Annotated in this window: 17 protein-coding genes and 1 other RNA gene; 13 read left to right on the top strand and 5 right to left on the bottom strand. The window is 37.3% G+C overall.

The window, feature by feature from the left end; translation table 11 throughout:
• Positions 1 to 347: 347 nt before the first annotated feature.
• From A9G42_RS11020 to A9G42_RS11045, 6 genes are all read left to right on the top strand, one after another.
• Positions 348 to 1,394: a rod shape-determining protein gene (locus tag A9G42_RS11020; protein ID WP_065567736.1), complete on the top strand. Its 1,047-nt coding sequence runs from the start codon at positions 348 to 350 to the stop codon at positions 1,392 to 1,394.
• Positions 1,395 to 1,525: 131 nt separating this feature from the next.
• The gene (gene mreC, locus A9G42_RS11025) at positions 1,526 to 2,368 is read left to right on the top strand and encodes a rod shape-determining protein MreC (protein WP_065579749.1); all 843 of its coding nucleotides are present in this window, start codon (positions 1,526 to 1,528) and stop codon (positions 2,366 to 2,368) included.
• Complete coding sequence (mreD, locus tag A9G42_RS11030; protein WP_065567738.1) at positions 2,355 to 2,840, top strand: rod shape-determining protein MreD; 486 nt, start codon at positions 2,355 to 2,357, stop codon at positions 2,838 to 2,840. Before mreC ends, mreD begins: the two co-directional genes overlap by 14 nt.
• 11 nt (positions 2,841 to 2,851) lie before the next feature.
• On the top strand, positions 2,852 to 4,327 hold the full coding sequence (rng, locus tag A9G42_RS11035; protein ID WP_065567739.1) for a ribonuclease G: 1,476 nt from the start codon (positions 2,852 to 2,854) through the stop codon (positions 4,325 to 4,327).
• A 140-nt stretch (positions 4,328 to 4,467) separates the two neighbouring features.
• Complete coding sequence (gene tldD, locus A9G42_RS11040; protein WP_065653440.1) at positions 4,468 to 5,925, top strand: metalloprotease TldD; 1,458 nt, start codon at positions 4,468 to 4,470, stop codon at positions 5,923 to 5,925.
• Positions 5,926 to 5,955: 30 nt separating this feature from the next.
• On the top strand, positions 5,956 to 6,642 hold the full coding sequence (locus tag A9G42_RS11045; RefSeq protein ID WP_065642781.1) for a DedA family protein: 687 nt from the start codon (positions 5,956 to 5,958) through the stop codon (positions 6,640 to 6,642).
• Between the two features lie 23 nt (positions 6,643 to 6,665).
• Here A9G42_RS11045 and rnpB read toward each other — a convergent pair.
• Both rnpB and A9G42_RS11055 read right to left on the bottom strand, forming a co-directional pair.
• Positions 6,666 to 7,053: RNase P RNA component class A (gene rnpB, locus A9G42_RS11050), an RNA gene on the bottom strand.
• A gap of 212 nt (positions 7,054 to 7,265) precedes the next feature.
• Positions 7,266 to 8,192: a TIGR01212 family radical SAM protein gene (locus tag A9G42_RS11055; RefSeq protein ID WP_065567742.1), complete on the bottom strand. Its 927-nt coding sequence runs from the start codon at positions 8,190 to 8,192 to the stop codon at positions 7,266 to 7,268.
• Between the two features lie 378 nt (positions 8,193 to 8,570).
• Here A9G42_RS11055 and A9G42_RS11060 point away from each other — a divergent pair, with 378 nt between their 5' ends.
• The 3 genes from A9G42_RS11060 to A9G42_RS11070 are packed head-to-tail and all read left to right on the top strand — an operon-like array spanning position 8,571 to position 12,132.
• Complete coding sequence (locus A9G42_RS11060; RefSeq protein ID WP_065653441.1) at positions 8,571 to 9,695, top strand: glycosyltransferase family 4 protein; 1,125 nt, start codon at positions 8,571 to 8,573, stop codon at positions 9,693 to 9,695.
• Complete coding sequence (gene rfaP / locus A9G42_RS11065) at positions 9,688 to 10,491, top strand: lipopolysaccharide core heptose(I) kinase RfaP (protein ID WP_179854650.1); 804 nt, start codon at positions 9,688 to 9,690, stop codon at positions 10,489 to 10,491. Before A9G42_RS11060 ends, rfaP begins: the two co-directional genes overlap by 8 nt.
• Before the next feature lie 12 nt (positions 10,492 to 10,503).
• Positions 10,504 to 12,132, top strand: a complete 1,629-nt coding sequence (locus tag A9G42_RS11070; RefSeq protein ID WP_065653443.1) for a DUF2813 domain-containing protein — start codon at positions 10,504 to 10,506, stop codon at positions 12,130 to 12,132.
• Between the two features lie 76 nt (positions 12,133 to 12,208).
• On the opposite strand, the gene ettA is transcribed toward A9G42_RS11070, so the two are convergent.
• The 3 genes from ettA to nfsB all read right to left on the bottom strand — a co-directional run bounded on the left by ettA (position 12,209) and on the right by nfsB (position 17,566).
• On the bottom strand, positions 12,209 to 13,876 hold the full coding sequence (gene ettA, locus A9G42_RS11075) for an energy-dependent translational throttle protein EttA (RefSeq protein ID WP_065567746.1): 1,668 nt from the start codon (positions 13,874 to 13,876) through the stop codon (positions 12,209 to 12,211).
• Between the two features lie 1,127 nt (positions 13,877 to 15,003).
• Positions 15,004 to 16,569, bottom strand: a complete 1,566-nt coding sequence (locus tag A9G42_RS11085; protein WP_065653444.1) for a hypothetical protein — start codon at positions 16,567 to 16,569, stop codon at positions 15,004 to 15,006.
• A 352-nt stretch (positions 16,570 to 16,921) separates the two neighbouring features.
• Positions 16,922 to 17,566, bottom strand: a complete 645-nt coding sequence (nfsB, locus tag A9G42_RS11090; protein WP_065588149.1) for an oxygen-insensitive NAD(P)H nitroreductase — start codon at positions 17,564 to 17,566, stop codon at positions 16,922 to 16,924.
• Between the two features lie 412 nt (positions 17,567 to 17,978).
• Between nfsB and leuA the strand changes: the two genes are divergently transcribed.
• The 4 genes from leuA to leuD all read left to right on the top strand — a co-directional run bounded on the left by leuA (position 17,979) and on the right by leuD (position 22,849).
• Entirely contained in the window at positions 17,979 to 19,526 is a 1,548-nt protein-coding gene (gene leuA, locus A9G42_RS11095) for a 2-isopropylmalate synthase (RefSeq protein ID WP_065588148.1), read from the top strand.
• Between the two features lie 67 nt (positions 19,527 to 19,593).
• On the top strand, positions 19,594 to 20,673 hold the full coding sequence (gene leuB / locus A9G42_RS11100; protein WP_065588147.1) for a 3-isopropylmalate dehydrogenase: 1,080 nt from the start codon (positions 19,594 to 19,596) through the stop codon (positions 20,671 to 20,673).
• 161 nt (positions 20,674 to 20,834) lie between these two features.
• Complete coding sequence (leuC, locus tag A9G42_RS11105; protein WP_065588146.1) at positions 20,835 to 22,235, top strand: 3-isopropylmalate dehydratase large subunit; 1,401 nt, start codon at positions 20,835 to 20,837, stop codon at positions 22,233 to 22,235.
• An 11-nt stretch (positions 22,236 to 22,246) separates the two neighbouring features.
• Complete coding sequence (gene leuD, locus A9G42_RS11110; RefSeq protein WP_065653445.1) at positions 22,247 to 22,849, top strand: 3-isopropylmalate dehydratase small subunit; 603 nt, start codon at positions 22,247 to 22,249, stop codon at positions 22,847 to 22,849.
• Positions 22,850 to 22,864: the final 15 nt, after the last annotated feature.

The following is a 22,864-nucleotide window of genomic DNA, read 5'->3' on the forward strand; positions in this document are numbered from 1 at the left end:
TAAGTAACAATTATTTTTACTGCATCCTCGCCATTGACAAAAAGAGTCTTTCGCCAATAACAAGGTTGTAACTCAACATTAACGCGGAAGAATACACTGTAAAACAGAATTTGTCATTATATATCTCCTTTACAAACACATGTTATACTATTTTCTAGGTATTATTTTATAATTGCGATACAATAGCCAACGTTAGTTATTATTGGGGTTAGCCGTGGTTTAGAAGAATTAAATGGCACTCTATTTAGCTTGGATAAAGCTGAAAATAGATATTTTTTGATTCCATGGTTTGCTTTTAAACACGAAAATATACTTAAACAAGATTCATTCTAGGAAGAGTTTTTATTATGTTCAAAAAAGTTCGCGGCTTGTTTTCAAATGATTTATCCATCGATTTAGGTACAGCAAACACACTTATTTATGTAAAAGGGCAAGGCATTGTATTAAACGAACCTTCAGTGGTAGCGATACGCCAAGATCATCGCACAGGCACACCGAAAAGCGTTGCCGCTGTTGGACAAGCTGCGAAACAGATGTTAGGGCGAACGCCTGGTAATATTGCAGCTATAAGACCAATGAAAGATGGTGTTATTGCTGATTTTTCAGTCACTGAAAAAATGTTGCAGTATTTTATTCGCCAAGTACATAGCCATAGTTTTTTAAGACCAAGCCCACGAGTCCTTGTTTGTGTTCCTGTCGGCGCGACACAAGTTGAGCGCCGTGCAATTCGTGAGTCAGCACTAGGTGCGGGGGCCCGTGAAGTATATTTAATTGAAGAGCCAATGGCTGCGGCTATTGGTGCGGATTTACCAGTCTCTGCACCAACAGGTTCAATGGTCGTTGATATTGGTGGTGGAACTACTGAAGTAGCAGTCATTTCATTAAATGGTGTGGTTTATTCGGCATCGGCACGCATCGGTGGCGACCGATTTGATGAGGCGATTATTAACTATGTTCGCCGTAATTATGGTGCATTAATTGGTGAAGCTACTGCCGAAAAAATCAAACATTTTATAGGTAGTGCCTACCCTGGTGATGAAGTACTTGAAATTGAAGTACGTGGACGTAACCTTGCTGAAGGTGTACCACGTAGCTTTACTTTAAACTCTAATGAAATTTTAGAGGCATTACAAGAACCATTAAGTGGTATTGTAAGTGCCGTTAAAGTTGCATTAGAGCAGTGTCCTCCTGAGCTTGCTTCTGACATTTCAGAACATGGCATGGTTTTAACCGGTGGAGGTGCTTTATTGCGTAACATCGATAAATTATTATCAGCAGAAACTGGTATTCATGTTGTTGTAGCAGAAGACCCACTAACATGTGTTGCTAGAGGGGGCGGCAGAGCATTAGATATGGTAGACATGCATGGTGGAGATCTCTTTAGTGAAGAGTAATTGTTAATTATCTTCATGTTAATGAAATAATTAGTCAGTAAACAACTCATATTTTCTACCGCCGACATTGTCGGCGGAACCATTTCTTAACATAAGTAGATCTCAAGTATAAAACAGGTAAGTACTGAACAATGAAATTACTTTTTTCTAAACGTTCGCCTCTCAGTGTACAATTATTTACTTCTCTGGCGCTTGCATTGATCCTAATTGTATTAGATATCAATTATCGCCCATTTAAAGAGATTCGCTACTATTTAGATACCATTATTTCGCCCTTATATTATGTTTCAGATGCACCAAAGTCGTCGTTTGATTCGCTTTATGAAATGTCTAAAACGCGAGAAGCCTTAATAGATGAAAATGCAAAATTGCATGAAACCTTATTACAACAAAAAAATGATCTATTATTACTTGACCATTTAAAACATGAAAATGCAAGACTTCGTGAATTGCTAGGCTCTCCTTTAAGGCATGATGAACATAAGATGGCTGCGCAAGTATTACTTACAGATACCAATCCTTATGTTTATCAATTTGTTGTCAATAAAGGCAAACAAGATGGTGTTTATGTTGGGCAGCCTGTTGTAGATGAAAAAGGCATTATTGGACAAATTTATGAAACGGCTCAATCAACCAGCCGTGCAATTTTAGTGTGCGATTATCAACATGCAATACCTGTTCAGGTGCAAAGAAATGATATTGGTATGATCGCTGTGGGTAACGGATGTAGTAATGATTTAATATTAGAATTTATGCCTAATAACGTGGACATAAAAGTAGGTGATGTTTTAGTTACTTCTGGGCTGGATGGACGATTCCCTGAAGGTTATCCTGTTGCGATAGTCAGCTCAGTAAAACTAGATCTTACAGATTCAACGCCTATTATTTCAGCAACACCAACAGCTGATTTAAAACGCTTACGTTATTTATTGTTATTAGGGGAAAATCAAGGAGTGAAACATGAGGGAACGTAATCGAATATTGATTATTTGGATAACGTTATTTATTGGCTTATGTTTGCAAATTATACCGTGGTCACCAGAATATAATATATTTAAACCACATTTGCTGCTCCTTATTTTTGCTTATTGGTTAATTGCACTTCCACATCGAGTTGGGATTGGAACCGCTTTTGTATTTGGAGCATTGATAGATCTATGCACAGGCTCGATTTTGGGAAGCCATGCTTTTATTTATTCATGTATTGCTTATTTACTTGTTTTTAAATTCCAATTGATACGCAATTTAGCTTTGTGGCAACAATCGTTTATTATTTTTGGGGTATCAGTATGTTATAATTTACTGGTATTTTTACTCCAAGTCAGTATCTATCATACTATAACGATATCACCATTAATTTTGCTATCAAGTTGTATTGATGGCTTATTATGGATTGTCATCTATCTATTTTTGCGGCTAATAAGACGAAACTTTGCTATCAATTAAAAAGGAATCTTATGTCTGTTGAATTATTAATGAATATAACACCGTCTGAAACTCGCGTCGCTTATATTGAAGATGGCGTACTACAAGAAATTCATGTTGATCGTGAATCTAGACGAGGTATTGTTGGCAACATCTATAAAGGTAAAGTAATCCGTATATTACCTGGAATGCAGGCGGCTTTTGTGGACATTGGGCTTGAAAAAGCGGCTTTTTTACATGCATCAGATATTATGCCTCATACTGAGTGTGTATCTGATACTGAACAAGAACAATTTCAAGTAAAAGATATCTCTGAACTTGTCCGCCAAGGGCAAGATTTAATGGTACAAGTAGTTAAAGATCCTCTAGGCACTAAAGGCGCTAGGCTGACAACCGATATAACTTTACCATCGCGTTATTTAGTATTAATGCCTGGGCCAAATTCTGCACATGTGGCCACTTCACAACGCATAGAAAGTGAACAAGAGCGCGAAAGGCTAAAAAGTATTGTCGAGCAATATGTCACTAACGAAGGCGGATTTATTGTTAGAACCGCAGCAGAAGGCGCAAATGCCTATGAATTAGAACAAGATGCCAATTTTCTAAAACGACTTTGGGCTAAAATTCAACAGCGTATGGCGCGCCCAGTAAGTAAAAATCTAATATATGGTGAATTAGCATTATCACAACGTGTGTTGCGTGATTTTGTTGGCGCGCCAATTGAACGGATCTTGGTGGATTCAAAGTTAACGTATGATTTATTAATTGAATTCACACAAGAATTTATGCCCGAAGTGACCAGTAAATTATCGCATTATCGTGGTAATATTCCCATTTTCGATCTTTATGATACCGAAAACGAGATCCAAAGAGCATTAGATCGTAAAGTCAAATTGAAATCTGGCGGGTATTTGATTATTGATCAAACTGAAGCTATGACAACCATTGATATCAATACTGGCGCATTTGTAGGTCATCGAAATTTAGAAGAAACGATTTTTAATACCAATATTGAGGCAACAATTGCGATTGCTCGCCAATTGCGTTTACGTAATTTAGGTGGCATTATTATTATTGATTTTATTGATATGCAAGAAGACCTGCATCGTGAACGGGTGTTACAATCACTCCATGATTCTTTATCTAAAGATCGAGCAAGAACTACCGTTAATTTATTTTCGAGTTTAGGTTTAGTCGAAATGACACGCAAGCGAACACGCGAAAGTATCGGGCATATTTTGTGCGAACAGTGCCCTGCTTGCAAAGGACGAGGCATGGTCAAATCAGTAGAAACTATTTGTAACGAAATTTTGCGTGAAATCGTTCGTGTGTATAAAGCGCATCACTCGGAGTATTTTTTAGTTTATGCTTCAGCTGCCGTAGCTAACGCGTTAACTAATGATGAATCGCACGCTTTAGCTGAAGTTGAAATCTTTGTGGGTAAACGCGTCGAAGTGAAAGTTGAACCGCTTTATATTCAAGAACAATACGATGTTGTATTAATGTAATCAAAACTATTTTGTAGAAAAGAGTTTCAGAAAACGATACGTTAAGAAGAAGAGTGATGAAAGCTAAAAAGCCATTATAATTGGATATCTATAATCAATTATAAACAAGCTCGCATCCACATTTAAAAATTAAGGAATTTATGATACTAAATCAAGTGAGTGAACAATTACTCAATCCAAATAATCTAAACCAACAAGATCTTTTACATCTGCTTGATATGCTTAGCGCAAGGCAAATTGATTTTGGTGATTTGTATTTCTTATCGGGTTACTATGAAAGTTGGTTACTTGAAGATGGTATTATAAAAAATGCCTCATTTCACCGTGATCAAGGAGTTGGCGTTAGGGCTATTGCCGGTGAAAAAACGGGGTTTGCATATACAGATCAACTTTCGTTAGCACGTTTAGAACAAAGTGTATTAGCAGCAAATTCAATAACTAAATTACAAACACCTATAGTAGTAACTCCGTTTAAGTCTACGCAAACAGTGCCAATATACCCTTCAATCAACCCAATCAATTCGTTTTCTCAAGAGCAGAAAATTGCATTGTTGCAAAAAGTTGACAAATTGGCGCGCTCAATTGACCCAAGAGTTATCGAAGTATCATGCAGTTTAACAGGGAGCTACGAAGATATTTTAATCGCAACGACTGATGGTACATTACGTGCTGACATTCGGCCTTTGGCTCGATTATCTGTTTCTGTGCTAGTTGAACAATCAGGTAAACGCGAACGAGGAAGTAGCGGTGGTGGTGGGCGATTTGGTTATGAATATTTTTTAACCATTAACCCTAAAACGACAGAAAGTTATGTTGATAGCTACACTCGAGAAGCGGTACGCCTAGCACTTGTTGCTCTTTCAGCCAAAGCAGCGCCAGCAGGAACAATGCCCGTTGTTTTAGGTGCTGGTTGGCCTGGTGTATTGTTACATGAAGCGGTAGGGCATGGCTTGGAAGGTGACTTTAACCGCAAAAACACCTCGGTTTTTTCAGGAAAAATAGGTGAACAAGTTACCTCAGAATTGTGTACTATTGTTGATGATGGCACTATCGAAAATCGACGAGGGTCACTCTCTATTGATGATGAAGGAACGCCTAGCCAAAAAACAGTGCTTATTGAAAATGGCATTTTAAAGGGCTATATGTTCGATAAACTCAACGCAAAATTGATGAATACATACTCAACTGGTAATGGACGTCGTGAAGGGTATGCGTGTTTACCGATGCCAAGAATGACAAATACCTATATGTTAGCTGGCAATTCTTCCTTTGACGATATTATTAGCAGTGTTGATTATGGGCTATATGCCCCTAATTTTGCGGGAGGACAGGTAGATATTACCTCTGGTAAGTTTGTCTTTTCAACCTCAGAAGCCTATTTGATTGAAAAAGGCAAAATAACAACACCAGTAAAAGGTGCAACACTAATTGGTTCTGGCATTGAAACAATGCAACAGGTGTCAATGGTTGGTAATGACCTTGAATTAGATTCTGGTGTTGGCGTTTGTGGTAAAGCAGGACAGAGCATTCCTGTTGGGGTCGGACAACCTACATTAAAAGTGAATAATTTAACCGTTGGTGGTACCATTAGCCAATAAAAATAATATGAGGATGGGATATTAAAATAAATGGAAACCATAATTACACTTTACCAAGCATTTGTTAACATGGATATAGCAACACTTTCAAATCCTAATGTGCTATGGACGCTATATGGTATGTTATTTGTTATTATTCTTTTAGAAAATGGCGTATTACCCGCAGCTTTTTTACCCGGTGATAGCTTATTATTTCTAACTGGTGTGTTAATTAGTCAAAATGTATTCCATTTTGGTTTAATCAACCTTATTTTAATTTCTGGCGCAGCATTTGGAACGTGGTTAGGTTATGCGCAAGGACTGTGGCTTGGCAATACTAAGCTAGTGCAAAATTGGATGGCTCATATTCCTGAAAAATACCATCATAAATCTGAAGTATTATTCCATAAGTACGGATTACAGGCTCTATTTATTGGACGATTTATTGCTTTCGTACGTACATTGTTACCGATGATGGCAGGGTTGTCAGGGCTACATAGCCGAAAATTCCATATTTATAATTGGATTAGTGCAACATTATGGATTGCCTTAATTGTGACATTAGGCTATCTATTTGGGTTATCGCCTATTTTCAAAACTTATGAAAAGCAAATTATGTCGCTATTAATGCTGATCCCAGTGTTCTTATTAGTAATCGGCTTGCTTTTTTCGATTTGGCTAGTATTAAAACGTTGGTTAGCCCAGAAGAATAAATTAAAAAATTCGACCAAAAAATAGTATTAATGAGCAAAGTTAAGAAAAATTGAAATTAACCGATAAGCCGGGTTCTGTCGTGGACAATCATTCCTCTAGGCTAATACTCACGTATTAGCTCAAGCAGTCTACCCGGATTCAACGCGGGCCGCGCCAAAGAATCCCTATTTGACCTTGCTCCGAGTGGAGTTTACCATGCCACAACTGTTACCAATTGCGCGGTGTGCTCTTACCACACCCTTTCACCCTTACCTGATCTTATTAATAAGCCATCGGCGGTTTGCTCTCTGTTGCACTTGTCGTAAACTTTTGCTCTCGCAAAAGCCCCCCAGGCGTTACCTGGCACTCTGCCCTATGGAGCCCGGACTTTCCTCCCCTTTGTTTGTCTCCTTTAATAAAGGACTACAACAAAGCAGCGATTGTCTGGTTAATTTCGTTAACAAGTATAACGTAATGTAAAGTTTTGTCCAGTATTGCATGTTTTATAAGTTATTTATCAAGGTAAACATGGCCAATATTTTGGCAAGGATCAAGAAATATCGTCAATAATATTTCCATATCCATAAAATCCATTTCTACTTTAACTCGCCGTTATTAATGATGTTAATATTATTATAGATTATAGTTGTTAGCCACTTCTAGAACGGCTAAAGCTTAAAGCTGTAGCAATCCCCAATGGCGCTACCTTGAGCACCAAACTGGCGTAAATTCTGATCGACAGCGTTCATCGATTGCCAATGATTTTCACACCAATCTGGCGCAAGCAGGGTTGGTTTTCTCGCATTAGCTGAAATACGATGATATAAAATATTTGCTGGTGTTTGACGAATAATATCGCCAGCAATATCGACATATTGTGCTAAAGACAAAACCTCAAGGCGACCTGCCCGCCACGATTTTGCCATAATGCTACCATCCACAATATGCAAAGGGTGTAACTTTAAGCCGTCAACACCACTATTTAACACTTGTTCTAAAGTTATTAAGTTATCTTGTTTGGTTTCTTTAGGTAACCCAATAATTAAGTGAGTGCACACTTTAATGCCAAGTTTACGCGCTTTTTGTACGGTTTGATGATAATCGTGAAAAGTATGCCCACGATTTATATCATGTAAGGTTTTATCGTGAGCAGTTTGTAAGCCCAACTCTAACCAAACTTCAAAACCTTGAGCTTGATAACTAGCAAGCAAATCAAGCGCTTCACTGGGTACACAATCTGGGCGAGTACCAACACAAAGCCCAACAATATCAGTACTATTTAGCGCTTGCTCGTACATATTTTTTAGTATGGCAACTTCGGCATAAGTGCTAGTATAAGCTTGAAAATAAGCAAGATAGCGCTTGGATTTTTTCATTTGATGAGCTTGTGATACCAATTGATCAGCAATTGATTTCACTTGAATAGATTCATCAATAATTGAAGCCACATTACAAAAAGTGCATCCCCCCATGCCAATAGTGCCATCACGATTTGGACAACTAAACCCACCATGCAAGGTGAGTTTATAGATTTTTTCCCCATATCGGCGCTGAAGATCGGAACCAAAGGTATTAACGACTAGATGAAGTTGCATAATAGACCAGAAATAAAATTTTGCTTATTTTACGAAGTTAGTTGCTTTACTTCAAGCAACGTTATGTTTGAGGATGATAGTTTTAAAATAAAAAATCATATACTTTAATAACGTAATAATATTAACTAAATAATTCGACAATTAAAATACTTTTTTAATTTAGACTAAGGCGTAGCTTGAATGTTATTAATAGGGTTTGTTAAGAATTTTTTGTTGGTTAAACCAAAGTAAGCTATTGATTTTATTAAAAATAAAAACTTCAATAAAATCAATAGCTTTTCTGACTGATTTTTGTTCTTCTTTTATTAAAATCAGCTATTTTTGCACCTTGCTTATCAACAAGTATATAATACCCCTTTCAAACTTGAGGCAACCTGCATGCAACTAGCATTTTGTATCTATAAATATTTTCCTTTTGGTGGCTTACAACGTGATTTTTTGCAAATAGCTAGGGCTTGTCAAGCTCGTGGCCACCACGTCCGGATCTATGTAATGGCATGGCAAGGTGATAAGCCTGCTGGATTTGATATTATCTTGGTTCCAAAAAAAGGCTTATCTAACCATAATCGTAATCAATCTTATTACCATTGGGTAAAAGCTCATTTGCAAGTAAACCCCGTCGATTATGTAGTTGGATTTAATAAAATGCCTAACTTAGATGTCTATTTTGCGGGCGATACCTGTTATGCAGATAAAGTGACCCATAAAGGCTTTTTATATAAGTTATCAAAACGCTGTAAACACTATTTAGCCTTTGAAGATGCGGTGTTTAATCAACATAGCCAAACTAAAGTGATGCTTTTAACTAAGCAGCAAATCGCTGACTTTGTTAAATATTATCATACTGATCTATCAAGGTTTTATCTGTTACCGCCTGGCATTGCTCAAGATCGCCAATATAATGCTGAGTCGATCGCTAAAGGCAAGCAATTTAGGCAAACCAATCAAATTGATGAACACAGTTTTGTGATTGTGCAAATTGGCTCGGATTTTAAACGCAAAGGCGTTGATCGTTCACTAACCGCCATTGCGACTTTACCCTATGAACTAAAGCAAAAAGTTACTTTTTTAGTGGTAGGACAAGACAAACCAGAAGCCTATCAAAAACAAGCAAAACAACTGGGGATTGATCAGCAAGTCCGTTTTTTAGCGGGCCGTGATGACATTGCCGATATTTTATTTTCAGCTAATTTACTATTGCATCCAGCAAGGCAAGAAGCTGCTGGTATGGTTTTAGTCGAAGGATTAGCTGCTGGTGTCCCCGTTATTGTATCGGGTGTTTCGGGATATGCTTATCACATACACGATGCCAAGGCTGGTGTGGTTCTTGCTGAGCCTTTTGTACAATCGGATCTCAATCAGGCCGTTAAAAATGCTATCACTAATCACGATCAATTATTAACATGGCATCATAATGCGATTAACTACGGGAAAACGGCTGATCTATACGATTTAGCCACTCGCGCCACCGATATTATTTTAGGTTGTAACGATGATGAATGAAATAAAACTCAAATCGCCTTTTCAGCAATTATGGACAGGTAAAGATCCCTTTGCAGAAATCGAGTTAATCTCGGGTAAAGTATATCGTGCTGTTAAGCAACGTAAAACGCTAAATTTTGAGCTTGAGGGTGAATCTTATTTTATTAAAATTCATCGGGGTACAACGATTAAAGAGATTATTAAAAACCTCATATCGTTACGTCTACCCGTGTTAGATGCCAAGCAAGAATGGGATGCCATTCATCGTTTAGCGCAAGCTGGCGTTAATACTATGGATGGGCGAGCATTTGGCCGTAAAGGTTTAAATCCACTAACACGCCATTCGTTTATTATTACCAAAGATCTTAATCCAACAATTAGTTTAGAAGATTTTACCAAGCCATGGCTCACTCAGCCACCTAGCTATCATTTAAAGCGTTCTTTAATTATTTATTTAGCGAAAATGGTGGCAAAAATGCACGCTTCGGGGGTTAATCATCGTGATTGTTATTTGTGTCATTTTTTGTTGGATTTACCCTTATTTGAAAATAAACAACAAATTAAATTATCGGTTATTGATTTGCACCGAGCACAAACTCGCAATAAAGTACCAACCCGTTGGCGAGATAAAGATCTTATTGGGCTGTATTTTTCGTCGACTAAAATTGGCTTGACTAACCGCGATATTCTTTTATTTTTAAAAGTTTATTTTGATAAATCGTTAAAAACCATTTTGCAAGAACAACAACCACTAATTAACAGTGCACACAAAAAATCGGAGCGAATTCGTAAGCGAACCGAAAAATACCATCTTTAAATAAGGATTGCTATGTTTATTGAACAAATTGATATTTGTGGGTTTAAAGGTATCAGCCAGCTATCGTTAAAATTCAATGCAAGTTCTAGCGTACTAATAGGCGAAAACCGTTGGGGGCGATCAAGTTTAATTAGCGCTTTACAACTGTTATCACTCAATAATAAGTTTTATCAATTTGTTGATTCTGATTTTTATCATGACCAACACGACGGTAATGTCGATAATATCACCATTACCGTCACTTATTGCCAATCGCATTTAAATGAGTTAAACCATAAAGATTATCAGCCATTACGCGCTGTTGCCTATCTATCAACACAAGATAACCTGCATCGCATTACTTATCAAATTTCGGCTAATAAACAAAACAATCAAATTATCACACAACATAAATTGCTCAATTTACAAGGCAAACCATGTAATATTGAAAATGAAAGATCGTTAATTGCACTTTTAATCAGCCTAAATCCAGTTATGGCGCTTAAAAATGCTATGGATCAAGCCCAATTACCTATTACTAATCAGCCACAATCTGAAAAAAACATTGAGCAACTTTCCTGCCAATTAAAAGCACATTGCGCCAAATTAACGCAAGATGAATTAGCTCGGGGTCTGCAAGCTGCACGCTCATTATTAGAATATTACTTTGCCGATCAAACACACCGCTATCATTATAAGCAATCCCCACTAAAAAGCTCGCCAAGCGCAGAGGATTGGAACGTTTTAGAACAAATTAATGATATATTAGACAGTTTTGATAATGATTATTTACGGACGGTATTTTTAGGCATTTTTGGATCGATTATTGATGCTAAAGGCGATTATTCACTTTTACAAAGTTCAATGCCGATTTTAATTTTACAAGAGCCTGAAAGTTCGCTACACCCCATCATTTTATCTGTCGCATTTCGGTTACTAAAAAACTTCCCTACACAAAAAATTATTACCTCAAACTCAAGTGATTTAGTCTCATTATTTCCATTAGAAAGTCTTTACCGATTAATTCGCTTGCCTGATAAAATTGTCGCAAAACATATTACTGCTACATCATTAAGTATGAGTGATAGTCGCCGTATTGTGTTTCATATTCTTTATCGACGCTCTAGTGCATTATTTGCTCGTTGTTGGCTATTAGTTGAAGGTGAAACCGAAGTTTGGTTATTACGTGAATTAGCAAAGCAAAGTGGTTATCATTTGAGCTCTGAAGGCGTTCAGCTAATTGAGTTTGCACAATGTGGGTTAAAACCACTGATAAAATATGCCAATAAAATGGGAATTCATTGGTATGTTATTACTGATGGCGATATGGCGGGTAAAAAATATGAAGATACCGTCAAATCACTGGGCGGTGAAGATAAAGATCCTAATGACTACTTAACCGTTTTACCCGCTCGTGATATTGAAAATTTTTTATTTAAACATGGATTTAGTCATGTTTATAAACTTGCTGCTTACAACACAACACAGCATATCGATCTACCTGTACATCAAATTATTCAAAAAGCCATCCATAAAAGCTCAAAGCCAGATCTCGCTATTGCTATTTGTGATGATGCAAAAGCACGGGGAATAACTGCCATCCCACGCTTGCTCACTGACACCTTTGCCAAAATCATTAAAGCATCTAAAAATGGGCTTTAAACTATCTGAAAAACGATATCAGGAAAGTAACGCTATTCCGCCAACAGACATTGGCGGAATGAAATGAAAATTAAACCTATTTAGTGATTCGCTTATATTTAGCACGTTTAGGCTCTAATGCCTCAGCGCCGAGTGTACGTTTTTTCCATTCTTCGTATTCAGTAAAATTACCTTCAAAGAATTCAACATGTCCTTCGTCCTGATAATCCAAAATGTGAGTCGCAATGCGATCAAGGAACCAGCGATCGTGTGAAATAACTAATGCACACCCCGGAAATTCTAACAGAGCATTTTCAAGTGCACGCAATGTTTCAACATCTAAATCATTGGTCGGCTCATCAAGCAGCAAAACATTGCCACCCACTTGCAATAATTTGGCTAAATGTACGCGCCCTCTTTCACCACCTGAAAGTTCACCAACACGTTTTTGCTGATCTACCCCCTTAAAGTTAAAACGACCAACATAAGCCCGACTAGGAATTTCAAAATTGCCGATACGCATAATATCTTGACCGTTTGAGATTTCATCCCAAACCGTTTTTTTATCATCCATATTATCGCGGAACTGATCAACCGAAGCTAACTGCACGGTTTCACCTAAAGTAATGGTTCCTGAATCAGGTTGTTCTTTACCTGATAGCATCCTAAATAGTGTTGATTTCCCAGCTCCATTTGGACCTATAATACCAACAATTGCCCCCTTGGGAATGCTAAAAGACAGATTATCAATCAGTACCCGATCGCCATAAGATTTAGTTAAATTATTAACCTCGATCACTTTATCCCCTAAACGTTGCCCAGGTGGAATAAACAATTCATTCGTTTCATTACGTTTTTGGTAATCGTTGCTATTAAGTTCTTCAAACCTTGCTAAACGAGCTTTACTTTTGGCTTGACGGCCTTTTGGATTTTGTCTAACCCACTCAAGCTCTTTTTCAATCGATTTTCGGCGAGCCGATTCCGTTGAGGCTTCTTGTGCTAAACGCTGATCTTTCTGTTCAAGCCAAGATGAGTAGTTACCTTCCCATGGAATACCCTCACCACGGTCAAGTTCTAAAATCCAACCTGCCACATTATCTAAAAAGTAACGGTCATGAGTAACGGCCACAACAGTACCTTCGTAATCATGTAAAAATCGCTCTAGCCATGCAACCGATTCAGCATCTAAATGGTTGGTTGGTTCGTCAATTAATAACATATCAGGTCTTTCAAGTAACAACTGACAAATTGCCACTCGACGGCGTTCACCACCAGATAATGTTTCAATTTTGGCATCCCAAGCAGGTAAGCGTAATGCATCGGCTGCCCGCTCTAATTGATTATCAAGGTTATGGGCATCTTGCGCTTGGATAATTGCTTCAAGCTCCGCTTGCTCTTTGGCTAATTTATCAAAATCGGCATCAGGATCAGCATAAGCGGCGTATACCTCATCTAGTCGAGCAAGTGCTTTTTTAGCATCACCAACGGCTTGCTCAACCGCTTCGCGCACGGTTTGCTTAGGATCAAGCTTAGGCTCTTGCGGTAAATAGCCAATCTTAATATCAGGTTGTGGTCGGGCTTCGCCTTCAATTTCAGTATCAACACCCGCCATAATGCGTAATAATGTTGATTTACCTGCCCCATTTAAACCCAGCACCCCAATTTTAGCTCCTGGGAAAAAACTTAAAGAAATATCTTTTAAAATATAGCGTTTAGGGGGAACAATCTTCCCTACTCGATTCATGGTATAAACATATTGCGCCATAAAATATCGTCCGTTTATTTTGTTAAAAGATGGTAAACTAAATGTCTACTACATAACTGATAGCGTATATTGTAACGATTCTACTTCTTGGGTCTAGGCTTATTTGTAATAATCTGACTAATTGCTTATACATCAATAAATTACAAATAATAACCGTTTAAATTATCAACACCATAAAGAATGACGAATTAATGCACAAACACCACACAGCTCTCTTTATGCGCAAAATAATAGTATTAACATTATCTTGTTTTGAAAAAACAGTGTAATTTTGTACACTAGCCCAATAAGGCTTGGTACTCCAGTTGTCAAAAGAGATATCATCACAGACAAAATCACTATTTGGTTGGTTGAGCAAAACATGCCTAAGAAACAACAGCTTTGGCTGTTAGATAGTAAGCACCGCTGCCACCTAAAAAAACCAATTGCTCTAGGCTCTCCATCTTAAATAGATAAAATGCCATTATCACTGGTTAAGATGATTTTATAAGATACATAACAGAGATCTGATTCTGTACTTACATTAACTGTTTTCCATCAATATTTTATACGTCCAAGGTAAGATCACTTGTTACAGAGATTGAGTTATCTCCATCATCTTCTTGCCAAAATCTGTTGATTGAAATTAAATCCTTTAATGGAATCATAGAATTTATTGGGGAAATAAATTTCTCTATCTCTTTTACTTTTTGACCTACAACAGGAGCCAGTGGGGTTATCTTCCGATGAAAAATTATTACCAATACTATATATTACCTATCATCTGACAATTTAATATTTAATAGCGCATCAGTCGAGTTAGCTATAATTTTCCCTCATCAAAAGTTAAGTAAGAAGCGTTGCCGTGGATCGTTTTTGTTGTAGTTACTATTTTATTATAGTTACTAATAATGCAGTCGCTTGAAAGCATGCCATTAAAATATCAATATGGTTCCAAACACATAACACTTCACTTTCAAGATAATAAGTTATAATTGATAAATATATTTTAGATACCAAGACACCATGAGCATTCTCCAACTAGAGGTAATGCTCACCATCAGCAGAAAAGCTATCAAATAATAGGGTTATAAAATAAATAACCCAATAATATAACCTAAACAAATAACTATTCTAGTATTAATTTTCTAGGGGATATTCTCGCCTCGACAGAATGTTTGAGAGGACTGAGCAGAACCGAGGTCATACTCATCACCATAAATCTGACCTCTTAGAGCCCATCCATTAATAGAAAAAGGCTTATCGGCTCGGTACATTTCAGATGTCCATATAAAATCCCCGCCGCCTTGACTATATATCGAGGCGGCTCCCCATTCTCCTAGAAATGTACCTAAATCACGGGAAGGTCTATATATCCCTTGTGTAGGAAGTGTAGCAGTACCTTCTGGTAAATCAGCATCAAGCGAATTAATTAATTCATTCCTTCTATACAGATATTTTTGCCGCCAAGCTTTTCCTGCGTCAGAAAAATCATTAACTTGATCTCGTGTTGTTGCTGGTATTGCATGACCATCAATAATTTTACGACATTCATCAAACGCCGGGTACTTATCCTTTTGAATAAAACCTTTACTTTCACTAGAATTATTATGATCAACAAGAATTGCCCATTTCTCAGGTATCGGAAGAGTCACTTTACCAATATTTATCCAACTATTACCATTATCTTCTGTGTACTCCATATTAATGGATAATGGGGTCTTCGGTTTAAGACGACTATTATAAGTAATATTACAACCTGCACCCAATGCTTTATTTCCGTTTCCTGACAAAGTTACCCAATTAGTGATATTGCTCTCATCAAGTATACAACGGTATTTTGACTGATTACCCCCTGAACCGATTAAGTTAAACTTAACCCCTTCGAAACCAGTAATAGGTCGAAATGACTCGGCTATAAATCCTACACGAGATCGATTAGCCTCATTATAACCAGCACCATTCCAGATTGCAGAGTTATAACCTTTAGGATATTTAGTTACATCTCTAGCCTCTAAATAAACATCAATACGCTCTGGTTGAGCGTAGCATAATTTTGGACCACCTAAAAGCATAACTTGGTAAGCAATTTGAGGTTTGCTACCATAATCATTAGTATTGGGAATACCATATTTGGTGGTTGCAGCGACATCTTTTATACTTAATTCTAAGGTATAAGGCCCTCCGCATTGTGTTAATTCCTGATTTAAATCGCTCACAACTTCTTCATAGCCATCTTTCCAAGTTGCCTTTAACGAACCAAGAACAGTTGCGTTCTCAGCTATAGAGGCATCACCATCATCGTCTACTACTTGTAGTAATGTAGCGATGTCATGTACTTTGCTGTCCGCGGCAACCAGAGCAATAATATCTGATAATTTTGTACCCTCTGGAACTCTTAACGGTTTTCCACCGTACGAGATTGAATCCATAATACCAATTTGTTTTAATTCACCATTATTTGTTTCACTTGGTATCTTCAAGCCAAGTAGCTCATTTAAGCTGTTCAGCTTATTGCCAACTTGGTTATCCTGATTTGCCTTAAAGTGCAAATAAGGCTTGTTGCCCTGAATCTCTTTTGTTGTGGTTGCGGTTAGTGCAATGACATTATCTGATATCGTTATCCCTAACAATGTAGCAATTGCTTGTAACGCATAACGCTTTTTTTGCAATTGTGGTAGTGTTGTTTGTAAGGCTAGTTGAGCTATTTTCATTATTTTTCTTCGCTGACTAAATTATTTGACTTTGTTTGATGCTTTAAACGTGCTTTAAACGTAGTAGTTTAACTAAATTCAATAGCAGATTTAAAAAACTTTTTAAAAAACCAAATTAATCTATAACTATTTATATGATATAGGAGATTAAGTATAATCAAAATATAGTGATAATTTAAAGCAAAAAATAATTTTTTTTGTTAAGATTTATAAAGAAGCTAAAAATAATAACAATTTTTATATCACAGGTATATTAATTCTATTTAAGTAGAATAAAAACAAAGAAATCGCAAAAGAACCTCCACCCTCATTACAGCTTTAAGCGGAGGGTACAACTTGTTATTTTATTATCTTACAAAAAAGTAAAAAGTTGCTCTTTGGGTAGGCGTGATTTTGGCCGGTGAGCATTTCCGTCATTTTCGGCTCGATAACCTAATGTTGCTACCACGACACTTTTAAGCCCTTTACTTTTAAGCTCTAAAATTTCATCCATTTTAGTAGCATCATACCCTTCAATAGCTGTTGTATCCACACCAATTGCCGCTGCGGCAAAAAGTAATTGCCCTAAGGCAAGATAGACTTGTTTACTTTCCCAACATTGTTGTGATTCAATGGTCGCGCTATTGAGTGTTACAAAGTGCCGACGACCTTGATCTTGTGCTTGTTTAAGATCCGCCGATGGATATCGACCATCTTTATCTTCTTGATTCAACAAATTGACCAAATGGGCGGCATCTAATGGCGTTTTAATACAAAAAACAATAGTATGGGAGGCGCCTGTTATTCTTGGCTTATTAAATTCAGCAATAGCAGGTAAGATTTTGTTCTTGGCTGCATCGTTATCAATAACATAAAAATGCCATGGCTGTGAATTAACCGATGATGGGCTGTTTCTTAAAACGGTTAATAATTGGTCAAATTGTTCAATTGGAATTTTTTTAGTTTGATCATAGTGTTTGGTAGTGTAACGTTTTTGAGAAATATCAACTATATTCATAATATTCATCCTCAATAAAAGAAAGATAGCATTATTATAAGCTTAGCCATAAATTGCTCAACTTATTTATGCAATAGATAAATTGATTGTAGTTGTTAAGCCTTTTTCTATTCCGTTTGATAACACGCCTTATTTTAAATAATCATTGACACAACTTATATCATTTGGTAAAAATATAATCAATTCACTTTTTAAGTAGTTAAATTTAGGAATTCATGTGTTGATTAAATTATACTCTCTCCTCCTAAGCCTTCTTCTCGCATCATTTTGCGCGGATGGCTTGTGTGTGGAGTAAAAAAGATAGTTTATTAAACAACTCGACAGATTAACAAGAACCCGCGCTAAAGTGCGGGTTTTTTGTTTTTTAACTTGAAATACCGAGATAGCGCTAAAATATATAAAAGGAAAAACAATGAGCGATCATGTCATTATTTTTGATACCACACTACGTGATGGTGAACAAGCATTACAAGCAAGTTTGAGTGTTAAAGAAAAACTACAAATTGCGCTAGCGTTAGAAAGAATGCGAGTTGATGTAATGGAAGTTGGTTTTCCCATTTCATCACCAGGTGATTTTGAATCAGTACAGACGATTGCTAAAACAATAAAAGATAGCCGAGTTTGTGCTTTATCTCGATGTGTCGATAAAGATATTGATGTTGCAGCAGAAGCATTAAAGGTTGCTGATGAGTTTCGTATTCATACCTTTATGGCAACATCAACTTTACACGTCAAAGATAAATTAAAAATGACATTTGATGATGTCATTGAACGAGCAGTGCACTGTATTAAGCGTGCACGTAATTATACTAATGATGTGGAGTTTTCTTGTGAAGATGCAGGCCGTACCCCAATTGATAACTTATGTAGGATCGTTGAAGCAGCAATTAAAGCGGGGGCAAAAACGATCAATATTCCAGACACTGTCGGTTATACTGTCCCTTATCAATTTGGTGGCATTATTCATACCTTATTTGAACGTGTCCCAAACATTGATCAGGCGATTATCTCTGTTCATTGCCATGATGACTTGGGCATGTCGGTGGCTAACTCGATTAGCGCGATTCAAGAAGGTGCTAGGCAGATTGAAGGGGCGATGAATGGCTTAGGCGAACGTGCGGGTAACACCGCACTTGAAGAAGTCATCATGGCCATTAAAATCCGTCAAAATATATTAAATGTTCATACCAATATTAATTATCAAGAGATTTATCGTACCAGCCAAATAGTGAGCCAAATAACCAATACACCAATCCCAGCTAACAAAGCTGTTATTGGTAGTAATGCTTTTGCCCACTCCTCAGGGATCCACCAAGATGGTGTGCTAAAAAATCGAGAAACGTACGAAATTATGACACCTGAATCAATCGGGTTAAATCAAATTCAATTAAATTTAACATCTCGATCAGGGCGGGCAGCGGTTAAACATCGCCTTGAAGAATTAGGTTATCACGATAAAGATTATAATTTAGATCAACTCTATGAAGCATTTTTAGAACTTGCTGATAAAAAAGGTCAAGTTTTTGATTATGATCTAGAAGCATTAATATTTATCAATCAACTAAAAGATGAAAAAGAACATTATGTTTTGGATTACTTCAATGTTCAATCTGGATCAACTGTTGTATCTACAGCATCGGTTAGTTTGATCATTGGAGATAACAAATTTTCCGATGCAGCAACGGGTAATGGGCCTGTTGATGCTGTTTACCAAGCCATAAATCGCATTACTGGTGAACCTATTTCAATAGTCAAATATCAATTAGCGTCTAAAGGACAAGGCGAAAATGCCTTAGGACAAGTGGATATTGTTGCTGATTATAAAGGGCGTAAATTCCATGGTGTTGGGCTTGCAACCGATATTGTTCACTCATCAGCGCTCGCATTAATTAATGTATTAAATAATGTGTATAGAGCAAATCAAGTTGCACAAGAAAAACAAAAATTACACCATGACTAATATTATATTATTTTGTTAATTGTTGAACAAAATAATCAGATTAAATGAGATTATAAAGGAATAAAATATGTCACAAAACTACCATATTGCAGTGCTTCCTGGTGATGGTATTGGTCCAGAAGTAATGAAACAAGCTTATAAAGTGCTTGAAGTTATCCGCAAAAAATATCAACTTTCCATTACGACCAGTGAATATGATGTTGGTGGTGCAGCAATTGATATTCATGGCTGTCCATTACCGAAAGAAACACTAGAAGGATGCGAAAAAGCTGATGCGATTTTATTTGGATCTGTTGGCGGGCCTAAATGGACTAACTTACCACCAGACCAACAACCTGAACGCGGTGCGTTATTACCACTACGCAAACATTTCAAATTATTTGCTAATATGCGCCCTGCTCGTCTATATCAAGGTTTAGAAGATCTTTGCCCATTACGGGCTAATATTGCCCAGCGTGGTTTTGATATTTTATGCATGCGCGAATTAACTGGCGGTATCTATTTTGGTTTGCCAAAAGGTCGCGAAGGTAACGGTGCTCAAGAAAAGGCTTTTGATACTGAAGTGTATCACCGTTTTGAAATCGAACGCATCGCTAAAATGGGCTTTGAAGCCGCACGTTTACGCCGAAAAAAAGTAACGTCAATTGATAAAGCTAATGTACTACAAACCTCAATTTTATGGCGCGAAGTGGTTAGCGAAGTAGCTAAAAGCTATCCCGATGTTACACTTGAGCATATGTATATCGATAATGCTACGATGCAATTAGTTAAAGATCCTTCACAATTTGACGTAATTTTATGTTCAAATTTATTTGGTGATATCTTGTCTGATGAATGCGCTATGATAACCGGCTCAATGGGCATGTTACCGTCGGCTAGCTTGAACGAGCAAGGTTTTGGACTATATGAGCCAGCAGGTGGTAGTGCGCCAGATATTGCGGGTAAAAACATAGCCAATCCAGCTGCACAAATCTTGTCATTGGCATTATTAGTTCGTTACAGTTTCAAACGTGATGATATTGCATCAGCTATCGAAACTGCAGTAAATAAAGCATTAGAGCAAGGCTACCGTACTATTGATTTAGCCCAAAAAGAACAACCGATTTCAACTGGCGAAATGGGAGACATAATTTGTAAGCTCATTTAATCAGATTGATGTTATTTATTGTATCACTTAGGGATAAGCCAAGTAGGCAGAATAAACAACTACTTGTATCCCTCTTAAATGCGGCTAATTAAGCTTAGTATTCATAAAATTATGTCTAAAACCCAACGCAGTTAAGTTGTAAAAATAATAAGGAATATGCAATGTCAAAAACACTGTATCAAAAATTATATGATGCACACATCGTTTATGAAGTACCAAATGAAACGCCTATTTTATATATCGATCGTCATTTAGTGCATGAAGTCACCTCTCCACAAGCATTTGATGGTTTGCGTGCAATGAATCGTAAGGTGCGTCAGCCTCATAAAACTTTTGCGACCATGGATCATAATACTTCAACCAAAAGTAATGATTTAAATGCTTGCAGCGAAATGGCCCGCATTCAATTAACTGAACTGGCAAAAAATGCCAAAGAGTTTGGTGTTTCGTTATATGATTTACAAAGTCCATTACGTGGTATTGTCCATGTGGTCGGTCCTGAACAAGGGATGACTTTACCCGGTATGACTATTGTGTGTGGTGATTCACATACCGCAACACATGGCGCATTTGGCGCACTAGCATTTGGGATTGGCACCTCTGAAGTTGAGCATGTCCTAGCCACTCAAACCTTAAAGCAAGGTCGAGCTAAAACCATGAAAATCGAGGTCAAAGGTCAAGTAGCTGAAGGAATCACTGCCAAAGATATTATATTAGCGATTATTGGCAAAACCACTAGTGCTGGCGGTACTGGGCATGTGGTTGAATTTTGTGGAGATGCGATTAAAGCATTATCAATGGAAGGCCGCATGACATTATGCAATATGGCAATCGAAATGGGCGCTAAAGCTGGCATAATTGCACCAGATGAAGTCACGTTTGAGTACTTAAAAGATCGTCAATTTTCACCAAAAGGTGAAGACTTCAATAAAGCGGTTGCTTATTGGGAAACGCTAAAAACCGACGAAGGTGCACATTTTGATACCGTTGTGACGTTAGAAGGCAAAGATATCGCACCACAAGTCACTTGGGGAACTAACCCAGGTCAAGTAACTTCAATTGATGCAACAGTACCGAACCCTGATCATTTTGCTGATCCTATTGAAAAACATTCTGCCGAGCGTGCATTAGCTTATATGGGATTAACCGCTGGCACCAAAATGACAGATATTAAAATCAATAAAGTGTTTATTGGTTCTTGTACAAACTCACGTATAGAAGATTTACGAGCTGCTGCGCAAATTGCCACAGGCCGTAAAGTCGCTGAAGGTGTACAAGCATTAGTTGTACCTGGTTCAGGACCAGTGAAAGAACAAGCTGAAGCCGAAGGATTAGATAAGATTTTTATTGATGCAGGATTTGAATGGCGCTTACCAGGTTGCTCTATGTGTCTTGCAATGAATGACGATAAATTAGCACCAGGGGATCGCTGCGCATCAACTAGTAATCGTAATTTTGAAGGGCGCCAAGGGCGGGATGCCAGAACACATTTAGTTAGTCCTGCTATGGCAGCTGCCGCGGCTATTACTGGTCATTTTACTGATATTCGCAAACCGTTTTAAGGAGACTTGTCATGGCTAAATTTACAAAACATACCGGATTAGTTGTTCCTTTGGACGCAGCTAATGTTGATACAGATGCAATCATTCCAAAGCAGTTTTTACAAAAAGTAACACGTACTGGATTTGGTAAACATGCCTTTCATGAATGGCGCTTTTTAGATGACGCTGGCGAGCAGCCTAATCCTGAATTTATCTTGAATAAACCCCGCTATAAAGGTGCCAGCATTTTATTAGCACGTGAAAATTTTGGATGTGGTTCTTCTCGTGAACATGCCCCTTGGGCACTTGCTGATTATGGATTTAAAACCATCATTGGTTCAAGCTTTGCCGATATCTTTTATAATAACTCATTTAACAATCAGTTATTATTGGTTAATTTGTCCGAAGAAGATGTTGATGAGCTGTTTAAAATTGTCGAAGCCAATGAAGGCATTGAGTTTACCATTGATTTAGTCAATGAAGTAGTTATTGCCGGCGACAAGCAATATCCATTTAAAATCGATGCCTTTAAACGTCACTGTTTACTAAATGGGTTAGATAATATTGGTTTAACCTTGCAACATGAAGATGCGATTAGCGACTTTGAACAGAAAATCCCTTCATTTTTAGCTTAACTTTAACTTTTGGGG

It is taken from the genome of Gilliamella sp. Nev6-6 (assembly GCF_001690605.1).
GTDB classification, from domain to species: domain Bacteria; phylum Pseudomonadota; class Gammaproteobacteria; order Enterobacterales; family Orbaceae; genus Gilliamella; species Gilliamella apicola_C.